Source organism: Rhodovulum sp. YNF3179, assembly GCF_050586465.1.
Lineage (GTDB): Bacteria > Pseudomonadota > Alphaproteobacteria > Rhodobacterales > Rhodobacteraceae > CAJXYS01.
The window spans coordinates 434,363-450,874 of record NZ_JBOCEG010000003.1 but is presented as its reverse complement, the minus strand read 5'-3'; the positions used below and the strand labels follow the sequence as shown (position 1 = coordinate 450,874).

The following is a 16,512-nucleotide window of genomic DNA, read 5'->3' as shown; positions in this document are numbered from 1 at the left end:
AGCTAGCGCAAACAGGCATGGAAGGCAATGCGACCGAGATGGACAGCCCCCGGATTCCCGCCTAGAGAACGCCCATGACCACGGGGCAGGACAGGACAGCGGCGCTGATCGTCGCCGCCGGACGCGGCATCCGCGCGGGCGGCGGGATTCCGAAACAGTATCGCGATCTCGGGGGCCGGCCGGTGCTGGCGCGGACGCTGGACGTGTTTCACGCCCATCCGGCCATCGACCGGATCCTCGTCGTGGCCAATCCCGACGACGCCGCCCATTTCGCCGGATGCATCGGTCACGGGGTCGAGACGGTGCCGGGCGGCGCGACCCGCGGCGGCTCTGTCCGCGCGGGGCTCGAGGCGCTCGCCGGCGACGGCGTCGCGCGGGTGCTGATCCATGACGCGGCCCGCCCGCTGCTGCCCCCGGCGGTGATCGACCGGGTCCTTGCCGCGCTGGACACCGCCCCCGCGGCGGCCCCCGCGCTGGCGGTCACGGATGCGCTCTGGCGCGGCACGGCGGGCGTCGTGACCGGCGTCGAGGATCGCGCCGGGCTTTACCGCGCACAGACGCCGCAAGGCTTCGACTTCGCGGCGATCCTGGCGGCTCACCGCGCGGATGACGGCAGCGCCGCGGACGACGTGGCCGTGGCCCGCGCCGCCGGGCTTGACGTGGCCATCGTCGCGGGGGATGAGGCCAACATGAAACTGACCACGGCGGCGGATTTCGACCGCGCCGCGGCACTGCTGGAGACGGATATGGACGTGCGCAGCGGCACCGGGTACGACGTGCACCGCTTCGGCCCGGGTGACTGGGTGACGCTCTGCGGCGTGGCGGTGCCCCATGACCGGGCGCTCCAGGGCCATTCCGACGCCGACGTCGCCATGCATGCGGTGACCGACGCGCTTTACGGGGCGCTGGCCGAGGGCGATATCGGCCAGCATTTCCCGCCGAGCGATCCGCAATGGAAGGGCGCGGCAAGCGACATCTTCCTGGCGCACGCGGTGGCACGGGTCGCGGCGCGCGGCTTTCGCATCGCCAATGTCGACTGCACCATCATCTGCGAGCGGCCGAAGATCGGTCCCCATGCCGGCGCCATGCGCGCGCGGCTGGCCGGGTTGCTCGGCATCGCGCCCGACCGCGTCAGCGTGAAGGCCACGACATCGGAACGGCTGGGCTTCACCGGCCGCGAGGAAGGGATCGCCGCCATGGCCGCGGCGACACTGGTCAGCACATGAACATGCCGCACCTCATCGCGACCTTCGGCTATGTCGGGCATCTCCGCCCGGCCTCGGGCACCTGGGGCTCGGCGGCGGCGATTCCCGCGGCCTGGGCCCTGCACCTTGCCGGGGGCTTTCCGCTGCTGGCCCTCGCCACGATCCTGGCGCTGGCGCTCGGCTGGTGGGCGACGACGGAATGGACCCGCGGCAAGACCGATCACGATCCTTCGGAGGTGGTCATCGACGAGGTGGTCGGCCAGTGGATCGCGCTCTTCCCCGTCTCGGCCGGCGCCTGGCATGTCGGCGCCGGGTTCACGGCGCTCTGGCCCGGCATTCTCGGGGCCTTCCTGCTCTTCCGTCTCTTCGACGTCTGGAAGCCGGGCCCCGTCGGCTGGGCCGACCGCCAGCCCAACGCCGCCGGGGTCATGCTGGACGACGTGGTGGCCGGCCTCTTCGCGGCGATCGGCGTGGCACTGGCCGCGGCGATCTCGCACGGGATGCTGATGTGACCCGCGCCCTGGCCGAGGACCTGCTGGCGACCTGCCGCGCCGCGGGCGTGACGCTCGCCACGGCCGAAAGCTGCACCGGCGGGCTGATCGCCGGGGCGATCACCGACATTCCCGGCAGCTCGGACGTGTTCGACCGCGGATTCGTGACCTATTCGAACGCCGCCAAGACAGAGATGCTGGGCGTTGCGCCGGCGACGCTGGACGCCCACGGCGCGGTTTCCGAGGCCACGGCGACGGAGATGGCCGCGGGCGCGCTGGCGCGGTCCGCGGCCGGGCTCGCCGTGTCGGTCACCGGCATCGCCGGGCCGGGCGGCGGCAGCCCCGGCAAGCCCGAGGGGCGCGTCTGCTTCGGCCTTGCCCGCACGGGCGCCGCGACCGTCGCCGAGACCGTGGATTTCGGTGCGCTCGGCCGCGACGCCGTGCGCCGCGCGACCGTCGAGCACGCGCTGCGCCTGCTGATCCGGGCGGCTCAGGCCGGCTGACGCAACAGCTCCGCCAGCGCCGCGACGTCGCCTGCCGTCACCGCCGACCAGAGCCGTTCGGCCCCCTCGGCGCCCAGCAGTGCCGCCCCCTTGGCGCGAAGCTTCGCCTGGCGGGTCTCCAGGCGCATCGGTGCCGCGAGATCATGCGCGGCCTCCAGCCGCTGCCCGTCGCTCAGCCACACCGACACGCGGGCGGCGGTCTCGGGCAGGGTCTCGTCCGTCTCGACCGTCACCTTGTCACGCAGCGCGACCAGCGCCGGGTCCGACGCGGCCCGGTCGCCGAAGGTGTCCAGCGCGCCGGTGTCCCGCCCGGCCAGGGCCATCGCCGCCGTCAGGCGATAGCTGAACTTGGCCTCGAGCCCGGTCCGTGGCGCGGGCTGGTTGCAGACCCGCAGCCACCGCGGATGCGTGGTGACCGTCACCGCCGCCACGCCACCGGGCGCCACCCCCTGCCCGGCGATCTCGCCAAGCGCCTCGAGCATGGCATGGGTGCCGTGGCAGCAGGCGTGGAACTTGTGGCTGATCCCGTCGAAAAGCCAATCCGTCCCGAGACCGGCCAGCCCGGCGGGATCGGCCGCCCCGGCATGGGTCGGGCCGAAGCCCTGTTCGCCTTCGATCCCCTCGGGCGTCGAGACGAACCCGGCCGCGGCCAGCAGCGCCGCCTCGGTCCCGCTCTGCGCCGCGATGCCGGCGTTATAGGGCTTGCCCATCGTGCCGAATTGCGACTTGAGCCCCGCCGCCCGCGTCGCGGCCAGCCCCAGCGCATGGGCCGCGCGGCCGGCATCCAGCCCGAGCAGACGCGCCGCGGCGGCGGCCGCGCCGAAGGTGCCGGCCGTCGCGGTCTGGTGAAACCCGGTCTGGTAATGCCCGCGCCCGAGCCAGACCCCCACCCGGACCGACGCCTCGACGCCGACCAGCGCCGCGTCCAGCAGGGCCGCGCCATCGGCGCCGGTTCTCTCGGCCAAGGCCAGGGCGGCGGGAATCACCGCGACGCTGGGGTGCCCGATATGGGCGAAGTGGGTGTCGTCGTAGTCGAGCGCGTGGCTGGTCGCCCCGTTGACCAGCGCCGCCGCCCGGACCGGCAGGCGCGGGCCGGCGCCGATCACGCTCGCCTCCGCGGCGCCGCCATCGGCCAGCGCCAGCCCGCGCGTGATCCGCGCCACGGGCTCGTCCCGGCCGGCGATGCCGCAGACCGCCCAGTCGAAGAGCGAAAGACGCATCATCGCGCGCGTCGGCCTAGGGATACCGTCCGCCGGCATCTCTGCCGCGAAGGCGCCAAGCCGCGCCGTCACCGGTGCGGCGTCGTCAGCTCTCGCGTCCATAGAGTGCCTCCGCCCGTTTCTCGAAAGCCGCCACGATGCGCTGCATCGCCTCGTTGAAGACGACGCCGATCAGCGCCTGCAAGGTGCGCGAGCGGAACTCGAAATCGACGAAGAAATCGACCTCGCAGCCGCCCCCGGGCTGCGGGGTGAAATGCCAGTGGTTGTTCAGGTACTTGAACGGACCGTCGAGATACTCGACGTCGATCATCGTCTGGTCCGGCCGCAGCGTGACGCGTGACCCGAACCGTTCGCGGAACACCCGGAACGAGATCACCAGGTCGGCATCGAGCACCTCGCCCTCGTCGAAGGGGTGTCGCCCGCGGATGCGCGCGGCCGCGCACCAAGGCAGGAACTCGGGGTAAGAGTTCACATCCGCCACCAGGTCGTACATCTGCTGCGCCGAATAGGGCAGGTTCCGTTTTTCCGCATGCGTCGGCATGGCGCTCGCCTGTTCTGTGTTCCGGCGGTATAACCGCGGCGCCGTTTTTCCTAGGATGGCATCGGGAATGCAAGGGGACATCATGGACCATTCCGATTACGTGATCGACGAGATGATCTCGGCCAAGTCGATCGCCGCGCGCGTCGAGGAACTGGCGCGCGAGATCCACGCGCATTTCGCGGACACCGACAAGCTGGTCGTGGTCGGGCTTCTGCGCGGGTCTTTCGTCTTCATCGCCGATCTCGTGCGCGAGCTTGACCTGCCGGTGGAGGTGGACTTCCTCGAGGCGTCCTCCTACGGCAACGCGATGGAAAGCTCGCGCGAGGTGCGGATCCTCAAGGATCTGCGCGGCGAGATCGGCGGGCGCGACGTGCTGGTGGTGGAGGACATCGTCGATACCGGCTTCACGCTCGCCCACGTGGTCAAGCTGCTCCGCTCGCGCGAGCCGAAACGGCTGGAGGTCTGCGCGCTGCTCGACAAGCCGTCGCGCCGCGAGGTCGAGATCAAGGCCACCTGGACCGGCTTCGAGATCCCCGACGCGTTCGTCGTCGGCTACGGGATCGATTACGCGCAGCGCAACCGTAACCTGCCGCATATCGGCAAGGTCCGGCGCAAGGCCTGAGCCGATGCAGCTGCGCTGGCTGCTCCGGGCCGCGAAATGGGTTCATCGCCCGCCATCCCCGCGGCATGTCGTGCTGGTGCTGGCCGTCGTCGCGGCCTGCCTGCTGCTGGCCGCGTTCGAGCTTGTCTTCGGCTGGCCGGACGCGCTGGTGCCGGGGCGGGCCCCGGGCGCCGCCCTGCCCCGGTTCTGAGCGCTCAGCCGGCGAGGCGATCCCGGTCCGCGGCCAGCCCTTCGATCAGGGCCTCGCGCACCGCCCGGATACGCGGCACGTCGGCCATGTCGGCATGGCTGGCCACCCAGAGATCCACGCTGATATCCGTGCCCCTGTCCGGGCTGCGGACGAGGCGCGGATCCGCATCCCCCACCACGCAGGGCAAGAGCACGCGGCCGATCCCCGCCGCCGCCATCTCGCAGGCGACGACGAAACTGTCGGACCGTGCCACGATCCGGTCGGGCGGCACCTCGTCGGCCATCCATTGCCCCGCGACGGAGCGCGACAGCGTGCCGCCGAGGCCGATCCACCCGGCCGCGGGGGGCAGCGCGCCCACGGGCTCGTAGGCGGCGAAACCCAGGCGGGCGGGTGCCGCGCCGCGCAGGCCCTTGGGCAGTCCGAGCGCCGGGCGCACCGTCACCTCGGCATCGAGCCGGGACAGGTCGAGATGGGCATTGGTGCAGACCAGGTCGACGAAGACCTCCGGCGCGCGCTTGCGGAAGCGGCCGATCAGCCGCGGCAGGACATACTGCATGATCGTGTCCGTCGAGGTCACGCGCACGCGCCCCCGGAGCGCCGAATCATGGCCGGACAGGACCCGCTCGACCCCGTGCACGGCCGACTGCACGGCGCGTGCGGCCTCGAGCAGCGGACGCGTCTCGGGCGAGACACGCGTGCCCCGCGCCGTCCGCTCGAACAGGGTTACGCCGTGGCGATCCTCGAAGCCCGCGATGCGGCGCAGGACGGTGGCGTGGTTCACGCCAAGCTGCTTGGCCGCGGCATTCACCGATCCGGCCTCGGCCACGGCAAGGACGTAGCGCAGGTCATCCCAGGAAGAGTTGTGATTCATCGCACAACTATATTGCGAAATCGCAGAGTTTTCAGCGAGAAATTCACAGGTAAACTCAAATTGCCGGTTCGACATATTTTCAGGAGTCTTCCATGAGCATTCTTCGCAGTTTCACCGCCGCCCTTCTCGGCCTGGGCGTCTTCGCGGGCCCGGCGCTCGCCGACGGGCATCTCGATGCGGCCGTCAAGGCCCGCAAGGCCCATATGCAGCTTTACGCCTTCAACCTCGGGCAGCTGGGCGGCATGGCCAAGGGTGAAATCGACTACGACGCCGCGGCCGCCGGAGCCGCCGCGGCCAACCTCGCCGATCTCGCGGCCATGAACCAGGCGCGCTACTGGCCCGAGGGCAGCGACAATTTCGCCATGGGCGAGGAGACCCGCACGCTTCCCGCGCTCTGGGACAATATCGACGACGTGATGAAGATCTCGGGCGATCTCGAGGAGGCAACGACCGCGCTGGCCTCCGCGGCCGGGCAGGACCTCGATTCGCTGCGCGCCGCGCTCGGCGACGTGGGCAAGGCCTGCGGGGCCTGCCACGAGGATTACCGCCAGTCCAACGACTGACGGATTTGTAAGACACGATCCGGGCAGGCGGTCCGCCGGGCCGCCTGTCCGCGTCTCTGAGGTCCCCCGATGGAACGCCTTTTTCTCTTTCTCCTGATCCTCGCGACGGCCGGGGCGCTGGGCTTCTGGCTGGTGACCCGGCCGGTGACCGCCGATCCCGACGCGCTGACCGGCCTGACCGGCGACGCCGCGCGCGGCGCGGCCGTCTTCCATGCCGGCGGCTGCGCCGGCTGTCACGCCGCCCCCGACGCCGAGGACGAGGCCCGGCTGGTGCTGGCCGGCGGACGTCGCTTCGAGTCGCCCTACGGCACCTTCGTCGCGCCCAACATCTCGCCCGACCCGGAACACGGCATCGGCGGCTGGGACACGCTGGACCTGGTCAACGCCATGCAGCACGGCGTCTCGCCCGGCGGCGCGCATTACTACCCGGCCTTTCCCTACACATCTTACGCGCGGGCCTCGGTCCGGGACGTCGTCGATCTGAAAGCTTATCTCGACACGCTGCCCGCCGATGCCACGCCCAACGCCCCGCACGAGATCGGCTTTCCCTTCAACATCCGCCGCAGTCTCGGCGCGTGGAAACGCCTCTTCGGCGACGACGGCTGGGTGGTCGCGGGCGACGGACTCTCGCCCGAGGCGCTGCGCGGGCGCTACCTGGCCGAGAGCCTCGGTCATTGCGGCGAGTGCCACACGCCGCGGGGCGCCCTGGGACAGCTCGACATGGCGGCCTGGCTCGGCGGGGCGGCGAACCCGGCCGGGGACGGGCGGATCCCCAATATCACGCCGGGCGGGCTCGACTGGTCCGAGGGCGATATCGCGGCCTATCTCGAGACCGGCTTCACCCCCGAATACGACGTGGTCGGCGGCGAGATGGCGGAGGTGGTCGAGAATCTCTCGCAGCTCCCGCGCGAGGATCTCGCGGCGATCGCGGCCTATCTCAAGGCCGTGCCGGCGGTGGAATGAGGCTTACGCGCCCTCGAGCTTCCTGAGCCGGGCCTCGCGCAGCCGCGCGAAATCCTCGCCCGCGTGGTAGGAGGACCGCGTCAGCGGCGTGGCCGAGACCATCAGGAACCCCTTGCCATAGGCGGCCTTCTCGTAGTTGGCGAATTCCTCGGGCGTCACGAACCGGTCGACGGCGTGATGCTTGGGCGTCGGCTGCAGGTACTGGCCGATGGTCAGGAAATCGACGTCCGCCGCGCGCATGTCGTCCATGACCTGGGTGACCTGCTGACGCTCTTCGCCGAGCCCCACCATGATCCCGGACTTGGTGAACATGCTCGGGTCGATCTCTTTCACCCGCTGCAGCAGGCGCAGGGAATGGAAATACCGCGCCCCGGGCCGCACGTCGGGATAGAGCCCGGGCACCGTTTCGAGGTTGTGGTTGAAGACGTCGGGTTTCGCCGCCACGACGGTTTCCAGGACCGACGGATCGCATTTCAGGAAATCGGGCGTCAGGATCTCGATCGTGGTGTCGGGCGACTTGCGCCGGATCGCGCGGATGGTCATCGCGAAATGCTCGGCGCCGCCATCCTCGAGGTCGTCGCGGTCGACGCTGGTGATCACCACGTGGTTCAGGCCCAGTTTCTGCACCGCATCGGCCACCCGCGCCGGCTCGAACACGTCCAGCGCGTCGGGACGGCCGGTGGCGATGTTGCAGAAGGTGCAGCCGCGGGTGCAGATCTCGCCCATGATCATCATGGTGGCGTGGCCCGCGCTCCAGCATTCGCCGACATTGGGGCAGCCGGCCTCTTCGCAGACGGTCACGAGCTTGTTCTCGCGCATGATGTCGCGGGTCTGCTTGTAACCCTCCGACGTCGGGGCCTTGACCCGGATCCAGTCGGGCTTGCGCGGCTGGGCGTTGTCGGGGCGATGCGCCTTCTCGGGGTGGCGCTGCTCGGGGATTTTCAGATCTCGCATGAAGCTCCTCTTTCCTGCCCGGAAAATAGTCCCTTTGGCGGAAAATGAAACGGGAAATTCCGGGAGACCGCCATGCGCCGCCCGCAAGGCCCGCGCCGGCATCGCTTGCAGACCCCGCGCCAGTGCCTAGGATAGCCGGGCACCAGCAGGGACCACGCCGATGGATATCGACGGATCCGCCGACCGGCGCGCCGCGCACCGGCTCGACCGGCTGCAGAGCTATCTGCGCCAGATCGTCTATGGCGGCAATGACGGCATCGTCACGACCTTCGCCATCGTCGCGGGCTTCGCCGGCGCCGGCGCCGAGGGCGCGGCCGAGATCGGCGCGCTGGCCGTGCTCGTCTTCGGGCTGGCCAATCTCTTCGCCGATGCCGTGTCAATGGGGCTGGGCGAGTTCCTCTCCGCCCGCTCGGAGCGCGATCTCTACATGGGGGAGCGGGCCCGCGAGCTCGAGGAGATCCGCAGCCAGCCCGAACAGGAGGCGCGCGAGGTGTTCGAGCAGCTGCGCCAGCGCGGCCTCTCGCGCGAGGATGCCGAGACCACGGCCGAGATCCTCGTGCGCAATCCCGAGATCATGGCCGACTGGATGATGAGCTACGAGATGGGCATGGCCGACCCGCGCGACGACACGCCGGCGGTCAACGGGCTCTTCACCTTCGTCTCCTTCGTGCTCTTCGGCGCGGTGCCGCTCATCCCCTATTTCCTGATGGAGCCCACGGGCGCGACCTTCCGGCTCTCGGTCGCCGCGACCTTCCTCGCGCTGGTCGCGCTCGGCCTGCTGCGCTGGAACGCCACCGGCGAGCGGCTGCGGCGCTGCGTGGGCGAGACGGTGCTGGTCGGCGGCACCTGCGCCGTCGTCGCGTTCGCCGTCGGCATGATCGTGGGCGGTGGCGGCTGATCAGTATACCGTCGCATACGATCTAGCCAGGCGCGTCGTTTCAGGATATAGAGCGCGCGAGATCGATTCATTTCCAGCGAGGGGCGTTCCAATGTCCAAGATCAAAGTCGAAAACCCGGTCGTCGAGCTCGACGGCGACGAGATGACCCGGATCATCTGGGATTTCATCAAGCAGAAGCTGATCCTGCCCTATCTCGACATCGACCTGCTCTACTACGACCTCGGCATCGAGGAACGCGACCGCACCGACGACCAGATCACCGTCGACGCGGCCGAGAAGATCAAGGAAGTGGGCGTCGGCGTGAAATGCGCCACCATCACCCCCGACGAGCAGCGCGTCGAGGAGTTCGGCCTCAAGCGCATGTATCGCAGCCCCAACGGCACGATCCGCAACATCCTGGGCGGCGTCGTGTTCCGCGCCCCGATCATCTGCAAGAACGTGCCCCGCCTCGTTCCGGGCTGGACCCAGCCGATCGTGATCGGCCGCCATGCCTTCGGCGACCAGTACCGCGCCACCGACATCAAGTTTCCCGGACCGGGCAAGCTGAGCCTGAAATTCGTCGGCGAGGACGGCGAGGTGATCGAGCGCGAGGTCTACGACGCGCCGTCGGCCGGCGTCTACATGGGCATGTACAACCTCGACGAGTCGATCCGCGACTTCGCCCGCGCCTCGATGAATTACGGCCTCAAGATGGGCTGGCCGGTCTATCTCTCGACCAAGAACACGATCCTCAAGGTCTATGACGGGCGCTTCAAGGACATCTTCCAGGAGATCTTCGACACGGAGTTCAAGGAGCAGTTCGAGAAGGCGGGCATCACCTACGAACACCGCCTGATCGACGACATGGTCGCCGCCGCGATGAAGTGGTCGGGCGGCTTCGTCTGGGCCTGCAAGAACTACGACGGCGACGTGCAGTCCGACACCGTGGCGCAGGGCTTCGGCTCGCTCGGGCTGATGACCAGCCAGCTGATGACGCCCGACGGCAAGATCATGGAGGCCGAGGCCGCCCACGGCACCGTCACCCGTCACTACCGCCAGCACCAGCGCGGCGAGGAAACCTCGACCAACTCGATCGCCTCGATCTACGCCTGGACCGGCGGGCTGAAGCATCGCGCCAAGCTCGACGGCAACGCCCGGCTGCAGGACTTCGCCGAGACGCTCGAACGCGTCGTGGTCGAGACGGTCGAATCGGGCCACATGACCAAGGATCTCGCGCTGCTGGTCGGGCCGGACCAGAAATGGCTGACGACCACCGGCTTCCTCGAGAAGGTGGACGAGAACCTGAACACGGCGCTGACCGGCTGATCCCGGCCCCGGCCTAGAGATCCCAGGGGGCCGCCCGCGGGCGGCCCCTTCCAGGTGCGGTCGCGCCCCGTCTGGACTTGACCGCCCACCGGGCCTAGGACGGCCCCATGACGACCCACCGGCCCGGAACCGAACCGCCCCGCCACACGCCCCTGCAGGACGCGCAGGGCATCGCCTTCGGCGTGCTGATGGTGGCGCTCTCGGTCACGCTGATGCAGCATCTGGGCTTCGTCACCGGGCAGACCGCGGGGCTTGCGCTGGTGGTCTCCTACGCCACCGGCTGGAGTTTCGGCGCGGTGTTCTTCGTGGTGAACCTGCCCTTCTACTGGCTGGCCCTGGCCCGGATCGGGGTCGGGTTCACGATCAAGACCTTTCTCGCCGTGGGGCTCCTGTCGCTGCTCGCGGGCTGGCTGCCCTCCGTCTTCGAGATCGGCGCCCTCGCGCCGCTGCCCGGCGCGCTGCTGGTCGGCGCCACCGCGGGCGCGGGGCTGCTGGCGCTCTTCCGGCATGGCGCCAGCCTCGGCGGCGTCGGGGTGCTGGCCGTCTACCTGCAGGACAGGACCGGGTTCCGGGCGGGCTGGACCCAGCTGATCGTCGACGCCGCCGTCTTCGGCCTCGCCTTCCTGGTCCTCGATCCGGTCCCGGTGCTCTGGTCGCTGCTCGGCGCCGTGGTGCTGAACCTGATCATCGCCATCAATCATCGCCGCGACCACTACGTCGCCTTCTGACTGGCGCCCGCGCCTGCCCCGCGCTAGGAGGGGCTAGGACATCCCGGATTCTTGCGGAGACTCTCATGCAGCAGGCCTATCTCATCCTGGTGATCGCCGTCCTGTTCGAGACGCTCGGGACCGCCTCGCTCCAGGCGAGCCAGCAATTCACCCGGCTCCTGCCCTCGCTCGGCGTTGTGATCGGCTTCGGCGCCGCGTTCTACTGCTTTACCCTGGTGCTCAAGGTGCTGCCGCTGGGCGTGACCTACGCGATCTGGTCGGGCCTCGGCATCTGCCTGACCGCGCTGATCGGCTGGGCGATGTTTCGCCAGTCGGTGGACCTGGCGGCATTGATCGGAATGGGGCTGATCGTCGCCGGGATCGTGGTGATCAACGTGTTTTCGTCGACCGCCACGCACTGAGCCTCTCCAGGTGGCGGAAATATCCCCGCCGGAGGCATGTCTCGCCGCGCAGCGGCGGCGGCCGGCTCAATCCGCCTCGACGATCACCAGTTCGCGCACCGATGCATCGCGGGCATGCGACAGCGCCTCCTGGTAACGCGCCGACTCATAGCAGGCGACCGCATCCTCGAAGCTCGGAAAGCGCGCCACCACGTTGCGCGGCCGGTCGGGGCCTTCCATCTGGCGATACCGCCCCCCGCGCGCGAGGAACTCGCCGCCATGCGCGGCGATGGCCTCGGTCGCGATGGCCGCGTAGCGCCCATAGGCGTCGGGGTCGGTCACCTTCACATGCGCGATCCAGAACGCCGCCATCTCAGCCCCCGATCACGGCTTCGGCCGCCTTGATCGCCGCCGCGGCATTGCCCGCGTCCGGGCCGCCGCCCTGGGCCATGTCGGGCCGGCCGCCGCCACCCTTGCCGCCCAGGACCGGCGTCGCCGCGCGCACCAGGTCCACCGCCGAGATCCGGTCGGTCAGGTCACCGGTCACGCCGGCCGCCACCGCGGCCTTGCCGTCGGTATCGGCGATCAGCAGGATCGCGCCCGTGCCGATCCGCGCCTTGTGCTCGTCGATCAGCGCCGGCAGATCCTTGCCCGACACGCCCGAGAGCACCTGGGCCAGGAACGGCACCCCGCCCACGTCGCGCGGGTCCGGCGCGGCGCCCTGCCCCGGCCCGCCGGCCATGGCCAGCTCGCGGCGGAGCTGCGCGACCTCGTTCTGCAGCGCGCGCCGCTCGTCCATCAGGGTCTTCACGCGATCCGGCACCTCGTCGGGCTGGGCCTTCAGCGCCAGCGCGACCGCGTTCATGCGGGCGTCCTGCGCGCTCAGATGGCGGACCGCGTCCTCGCCGGTGAGCGCCTCGACCCGGCGCACGCCGGCGCTCGACGCGCTGTCGGAGAGCAGCACGAAGACCCCGATATCGCCGGTGCGCCGCACATGGGTGCCGCCGCAGAGCTCGATCGAGTAGGTCTCGCCGTCGGCACCCTTGCCCGAATTGGTCTGCCGCCCCATCGAGACGACGCGCACCTCGTCGCCGTATTTCTCGCCGAACAGCGCCTGGGCGCCCAGCTCGCGCGCCTCGTCGGGCGTCATGATCCGGGTCTCGACCGCCGCGTTCTGGCGGATCAGCGCGTTCACCTCGGCCTCGACCTCGGTGATCTCGGCATCCGACAGCGCGCGCGTGTGGCTGAAATCGAAGCGCAGGCGGTCCGGCGCGTTGAGCGACCCGCGCTGCGCGACATGCGCGCCGAGATGGCGGCGCAGGGCCTCGTGCAGCAGGTGGGTGGCCGAGTGATTGGCACGGATCGCGCCGCGGCGGGCGTGGTCCACCTCGAGCTGGGCCGCCGTCCCCGGCAGGATCTCGCCCTCGGTCACCTCGGCGAAATGGATGAAGACGCCGGCGCTCTTCTTGGTGTCGATGATCCGCGCGGTCCCGCCGTCGGTCCGAAGCGTGCCGGTATCGCCCACCTGGCCGCCGGCCTCGGCGTAGAACGGCGTCTGGTTCAGCACCACCTGGACGCTCTCGCCCTTGGCGGCTTTGCCGGCCCGGTCGCCATCCACGACCACGGCGAGGATCTGGCCCTCGGCCGCCTCGGTGTCGTAGCCGAGGAACTCGGTCGCGCCATGCTCTTCGGCGAGGTCGTACCAGATCGCGGCGTCCGCGGTCTCGCCCGAGCCGGCCCAGCTGGCGCGGGCCTTGGCCTTCTGCTCGGCCATGGCCGCGTCGAACCCCTCGGTATCCACGACGCGGCCGCGCTCGCGCAGCGCGTCCTGCGTCAGGTCCAGCGGGAAGCCGTAGGTGTCGTAGAGCTTGAACGCCGCCGCGCCCGGCAGCGGGCGGCCCTCGCCCAGCTTGCCCAGCTCGTCGTCGAGCAGCCGCAACCCGCGGTCCAGCGTCTGCTTGAAGCGCGTCTCCTCGAGGCGCAGCGTCTCCTCGATCAGCGGGCGGGCGCGGGTCAGCTCCGGGTAATGGGCGCCCATCTTGCCGACCAGCGCGCCGACCAGGCGGTGCATCAGCGGGTCGGCCGCGCCCAGCTGATGGGCGTGGCGCATGGCGCGGCGCATGATCCGGCGCAGCACGTAGCCGCGACCCTCGTTCGACGGCATCACCCCGTCGGCGATCAGGAAGGCGGTGGATCGCAGGTGATCCGCGATCACGCGGTGATGCACCTTGCCCGGCCCGTCGGGGTCGGCCGAGGTGGCGTTGGCACTGGCCTCGATCAGCGCGCGCATGAGATCGGTGTCGTAGTTGTCGTGCTTGCCCTGCAGGAGCGCGCCGATCCGTTCGAGTCCCATGCCGGTATCGATCGAGGGATGCGGCAGCGTCTCGCGCCGCCCGTCCTCGAACTGCTCGAACTGCATGAAGACGAGGTTCCAGATCTCGATGAAGCGGTCGCCATCCTCCTCGGGGCTGCCCGGCGGGCCACCCGGGATGCCGGGGCCGTGATCGTAGAAGATCTCCGTGCAGGGGCCGCAGGGTCCCGTGGCACCCATCGACCAGAAATTGTCCGATGTCGGGATGCGGATGATGCGTTCGTCCGGCAGGCCGGCGTATTTCTTCCAGATATCGGCCGCCTCGTCATCGGTGTGGTAAATGGTGACGAGCAGCCGATCCTTGTCGATGCCGAATTCCTTCGTGACGAGATCCCAGGCATAGGGGATCGCGGCCTCCTTGAAGTAATCTCCGAAGGAGAAGTTGCCGAGCATCTCGAAGAAGGTGTGGTGACGCGCGGTGTAGCCGACATTGTCCAGGTCGTTGTGCTTGCCGCCCGCGCGGACGCATTTCTGCGAGGTGGCCGCGCGGTTGTAGTCGCGATGCTCGACCCCGGTGAACACGTTCTTGAACTGCACCATGCCGGCATTCGTGAACATCAGCGTCGGGTCGTTGCGCGGCACCAGCGGCGAGCTGTCCACGATCTCGTGGCCGTTCTTGGCGAAGTAGTCGAGGAAGGTCGAACGGATGTCGTTCAGACTGGCCATGTTGCGCGGTCCTTGGCTCCAGTGATCCGGGTCGGTTTCGGGGTGTATCCCGCCGCCGGGCGGCTGTCCAGCGATCGGGCGCGGCGCATGGAAAAAGGGCCGTGCCCGGCGGCACGGCCCTGTCACGATCCCGGTCGGCGGCGCGCGCCGCGGTCAGGCCTCGACGAGGTCGTCCCCGCCCGCCGCACCGCCCGGCGCGTCGAGCCCGTGGGCCGCACGGATCTTGTCCTCGATCTCGGCGGCGATCTCGGGGTTTTCCTTGAGGAAGGTCTTCGCGTTCTCGCGCCCCTGGCCGATGCGTTCGTCGCCATAGGAGAACCAGGAGCCCGACTTCTCGACGATGCCGGCCTTCACGCCCATGTCGACGAGTTCGCCGGTCTTCGAGATTCCCTCGCCATACATGATGTCGAACTCGACCTGCTTGAAGGGCGGCGCGACCTTGTTCTTGACCACCTTCACGCGGGTGGTGTTGCCCACCACCTCGTCGCGGTCCTTGATCGCCCCGATCCGGCGGATATCCATCCGCACGGAGGCGTAGAATTTCAGCGCGTTGCCGCCGGTCGTCGTCTCGGGCGAGCCGAACATCACGCCGATCTTCATGCGGATCTGGTTGATGAAGATCACCGTGCATTTCGAGCGCGCGATGGAGCCGGTCAGCTTGCGCATCGCCTGGCTCATCAGCCGGGCCTGCACGCCCACGCTGGAGTCGCCCATGTCGCCCTCGAGCTCGGATTTCGGGGTCAGCGCGGCGACCGAATCGACCACCACCATGTTGACCGCGCCCGAACGCACCAGCGTGTCGGTGATCTCCAGCGCCTGCTCGCCCGTGTCGGGCTGCGAGATCAGCAGCTCGTCGAGATTGACGCCGAGTTTCTTGGCGTATTGCGGATCGAGCGCGTGTTCCGCGTCAACGAAGGCGCAGACGCCGCCCTGTTTCTGCTCTTCGGCGACGGCGTGCAGCGTCAGCGTCGTCTTGCCCGAGGATTCGGGGCCGTAGATTTCCACGATCCGGCCCTTCGGAATGCCGCCAATGCCGAGCGCGATGTCGAGCCCGATCGACCCGGTCGAGGTCGCCGCGATCTCGGCGACCGGATTATCGGCGCCGAGGCGCATGATAGAGCCCTTGCCGAACTGCCGCTCGATTTGGCTGAGCGCCGAATCCAGCGCCTTCTGCTTGTCCATGTCGCGCTTTCCGTCCAACTCGAGTACGTTCTGGGATGCCATGTCTCGGACCTCTTATTTCACATCGCCGCAATTGCAGCAATGACTGCACGTGTTCGCCTCTTGTTCTCATGCACTATGAGATCAAAAAGGGAACAAATCAATGAAAATTTGCGTCGTCCCAGCTTTTTCCGAAAGCGGTTAAAGAGTAGTTTACGCAAGTGACGCGGCGACGGTCCCGCCGCCCCCGGAGTATGCGTGATGTTGGTTTTCTGGACCCAGCGGCTGGTTTTCCTGGCGACGCCCAAGACGGGCACAGTGGCTCTCGAGGGGGCACTGGCCCCGGACGCGGCCATGGTGTTCCGCGATCCGCCCGAGATGAAGCACATGCCCTACCGGGTGTACGAAAGCTTCCTGAAACCGCGCCTCGACCGGATGGGCGGGATCGGCCTCGAGACGATCGCGGTGATGCGCGAGCCGCTCGACTGGCTCGGCAGCTGGTACCGCTACCGCGCCCGGCCCGCGCTGCGCGGCCACCCGAACAGCACGGCCGACATGAGTTTCGACGATTTCGTCGCCGGCTACCTCGCCACGCCGCGCCCGGGATTCGCCGATGTGGGCTGCCAGTCGGACTTCGTGGCCGATGCCACCGGGCAGGTCGCGGTCGACTACCTTCTGCCCTACGAGGATCCGGCCGCGGTCACCGGCTTCTTCGCCCGCCGGCTGGGCCGCGCCGTGGCACCGCGGCGGCTGAACGTCTCGCCCGAGATGGCGCTGCCGCTCTCGCCCCGGCTGGCGGCGGCCTTCCGCCACCACGCGGCACGGGACCTGCGCCTGCACGCGCGGGTCCGCGCCGGCGAGATGGCCGATCCCTGAGCC

The 16,512-nt window shown here is 69.3% G+C and carries 19 protein-coding genes; 12 read left to right on the top strand and 7 right to left on the bottom strand.

What is annotated here, in order from left to right; genetic code table 11:
• The first annotated feature begins 74 nt into the window (after positions 1 to 74).
• Genes ACQ5SP_RS07565 through ACQ5SP_RS07555 form a run of 3 tightly spaced genes read left to right on the top strand, consistent with a single transcriptional unit; the run spans position 75 to position 2,199 of the window.
• Complete coding sequence (locus ACQ5SP_RS07565; RefSeq protein ID WP_430937741.1) at positions 75 to 1,226, top strand: bifunctional 2-C-methyl-D-erythritol 4-phosphate cytidylyltransferase/2-C-methyl-D-erythritol 2,4-cyclodiphosphate synthase; 1,152 nt, start codon at positions 75 to 77, stop codon at positions 1,224 to 1,226.
• Entirely contained in the window at positions 1,223 to 1,717 is a 495-nt protein-coding gene (locus tag ACQ5SP_RS07560) for a phosphatidylglycerophosphatase A family protein (protein ID WP_430937740.1), read from the top strand. The genes ACQ5SP_RS07565 and ACQ5SP_RS07560 overlap by 4 nt, the downstream gene beginning before the upstream one ends.
• Positions 1,714 to 2,199, top strand: a complete 486-nt coding sequence (locus tag ACQ5SP_RS07555; protein WP_430937739.1) for a CinA family protein — start codon at positions 1,714 to 1,716, stop codon at positions 2,197 to 2,199. Before ACQ5SP_RS07560 ends, ACQ5SP_RS07555 begins: the two co-directional genes overlap by 4 nt.
• On the opposite strand, the gene ACQ5SP_RS07550 is transcribed toward ACQ5SP_RS07555, so the two are convergent.
• Entirely contained in the window at positions 2,187 to 3,521 is a 1,335-nt protein-coding gene (locus ACQ5SP_RS07550) for an MmgE/PrpD family protein (RefSeq protein WP_430937738.1), read from the bottom strand. The genes ACQ5SP_RS07555 and ACQ5SP_RS07550 overlap by 13 nt on opposite strands.
• The gene (locus tag ACQ5SP_RS07545) at positions 3,505 to 3,960 is read right to left on the bottom strand and encodes a type II toxin-antitoxin system RatA family toxin (protein ID WP_430937737.1); all 456 of its coding nucleotides are present in this window, start codon (positions 3,958 to 3,960) and stop codon (positions 3,505 to 3,507) included. The genes ACQ5SP_RS07550 and ACQ5SP_RS07545 overlap by 17 nt, the downstream gene beginning before the upstream one ends.
• Positions 3,961 to 4,042: 82 nt before the next feature.
• On the opposite strand from ACQ5SP_RS07545, the gene hpt reads away from it, so the two are divergent.
• Both hpt and ACQ5SP_RS07535 read left to right on the top strand, forming a co-directional pair.
• On the top strand, positions 4,043 to 4,582 hold the full coding sequence (hpt, locus tag ACQ5SP_RS07540; RefSeq protein ID WP_430937736.1) for a hypoxanthine phosphoribosyltransferase: 540 nt from the start codon (positions 4,043 to 4,045) through the stop codon (positions 4,580 to 4,582).
• Between the two features lie 4 nt (positions 4,583 to 4,586).
• Positions 4,587 to 4,772 (top strand): hypothetical protein, encoded by a 186-nt coding sequence (locus tag ACQ5SP_RS07535; RefSeq protein WP_430937735.1) that lies wholly within the window; start codon positions 4,587 to 4,589, stop codon positions 4,770 to 4,772.
• Between the two features lie 4 nt (positions 4,773 to 4,776).
• Here ACQ5SP_RS07535 and ACQ5SP_RS07530 read toward each other — a convergent pair whose 3' ends face one another.
• Positions 4,777 to 5,643 (bottom strand): LysR family transcriptional regulator, encoded by an 867-nt coding sequence (locus ACQ5SP_RS07530; RefSeq protein WP_430937734.1) that lies wholly within the window; start codon positions 5,641 to 5,643, stop codon positions 4,777 to 4,779.
• Between the two features lie 92 nt (positions 5,644 to 5,735).
• Between ACQ5SP_RS07530 and ACQ5SP_RS07525 the strand changes: the two genes are divergently transcribed.
• Both ACQ5SP_RS07525 and ACQ5SP_RS07520 read left to right on the top strand, forming a co-directional pair.
• A complete protein-coding gene (locus ACQ5SP_RS07525) occupies positions 5,736 to 6,206 on the top strand; it encodes a c-type cytochrome (RefSeq protein WP_430937733.1) in 471 nt (156 codons plus the stop codon).
• Positions 6,207 to 6,275: 69 nt separating this feature from the next.
• Positions 6,276 to 7,169: a c-type cytochrome gene (locus tag ACQ5SP_RS07520; protein WP_430937732.1), complete on the top strand. Its 894-nt coding sequence runs from the start codon at positions 6,276 to 6,278 to the stop codon at positions 7,167 to 7,169.
• 3 nt (positions 7,170 to 7,172) lie between these two features.
• Here ACQ5SP_RS07520 and lipA read toward each other — a convergent pair whose 3' ends face one another.
• Complete coding sequence (lipA, locus tag ACQ5SP_RS07515) at positions 7,173 to 8,123, bottom strand: lipoyl synthase (RefSeq protein ID WP_430937731.1); 951 nt, start codon at positions 8,121 to 8,123, stop codon at positions 7,173 to 7,175.
• 160 nt (positions 8,124 to 8,283) lie between these two features.
• On the opposite strand from lipA, the gene ACQ5SP_RS07510 reads away from it, so the two are divergent.
• The 4 genes from ACQ5SP_RS07510 (at position 8,284) to ACQ5SP_RS07495 (ending at position 11,456) form a co-directional block, all read left to right on the top strand.
• Positions 8,284 to 9,021, top strand: a complete 738-nt coding sequence (locus ACQ5SP_RS07510; RefSeq protein WP_430937730.1) for a VIT1/CCC1 transporter family protein — start codon at positions 8,284 to 8,286, stop codon at positions 9,019 to 9,021.
• A 91-nt stretch (positions 9,022 to 9,112) separates the two neighbouring features.
• Positions 9,113 to 10,327, top strand: coding sequence for an NADP-dependent isocitrate dehydrogenase (locus tag ACQ5SP_RS07505; RefSeq protein ID WP_430937729.1), 1,215 nt, complete (start codon positions 9,113 to 9,115; stop codon positions 10,325 to 10,327).
• A 107-nt stretch (positions 10,328 to 10,434) separates the two neighbouring features.
• The gene (locus ACQ5SP_RS07500) at positions 10,435 to 11,055 is read left to right on the top strand and encodes a YitT family protein (RefSeq protein ID WP_430937728.1); all 621 of its coding nucleotides are present in this window, start codon (positions 10,435 to 10,437) and stop codon (positions 11,053 to 11,055) included.
• Positions 11,056 to 11,120: 65 nt separating this feature from the next.
• Positions 11,121 to 11,456, top strand: coding sequence for a DMT family transporter (locus tag ACQ5SP_RS07495; protein WP_430937727.1), 336 nt, complete (start codon positions 11,121 to 11,123; stop codon positions 11,454 to 11,456).
• Positions 11,457 to 11,522: 66 nt separating this feature from the next.
• On the opposite strand, the gene ACQ5SP_RS07490 is transcribed toward ACQ5SP_RS07495, so the two are convergent.
• The 3 genes from ACQ5SP_RS07490 to recA all read right to left on the bottom strand — a co-directional run bounded on the left by ACQ5SP_RS07490 (position 11,523) and on the right by recA (position 15,696).
• A complete protein-coding gene (locus tag ACQ5SP_RS07490) occupies positions 11,523 to 11,807 on the bottom strand; it encodes a DUF1330 domain-containing protein (protein ID WP_430937726.1) in 285 nt (94 codons plus the stop codon).
• A 1-nt stretch (position 11,808) separates the two neighbouring features.
• Positions 11,809 to 14,472, bottom strand: coding sequence for an alanine--tRNA ligase (gene alaS / locus ACQ5SP_RS07485; RefSeq protein WP_430937725.1), 2,664 nt, complete (start codon positions 14,470 to 14,472; stop codon positions 11,809 to 11,811).
• A 153-nt stretch (positions 14,473 to 14,625) separates the two neighbouring features.
• A complete protein-coding gene (recA, locus tag ACQ5SP_RS07480) occupies positions 14,626 to 15,696 on the bottom strand; it encodes a recombinase RecA (RefSeq protein ID WP_430937724.1) in 1,071 nt (356 codons plus the stop codon).
• Between the two features lie 198 nt (positions 15,697 to 15,894).
• On the opposite strand from recA, the gene ACQ5SP_RS07475 reads away from it, so the two are divergent.
• Complete coding sequence (locus tag ACQ5SP_RS07475) at positions 15,895 to 16,509, top strand: gamma-glutamyl kinase (RefSeq protein ID WP_430937723.1); 615 nt, start codon at positions 15,895 to 15,897, stop codon at positions 16,507 to 16,509.
• Positions 16,510 to 16,512 lie beyond the last annotated feature (3 nt).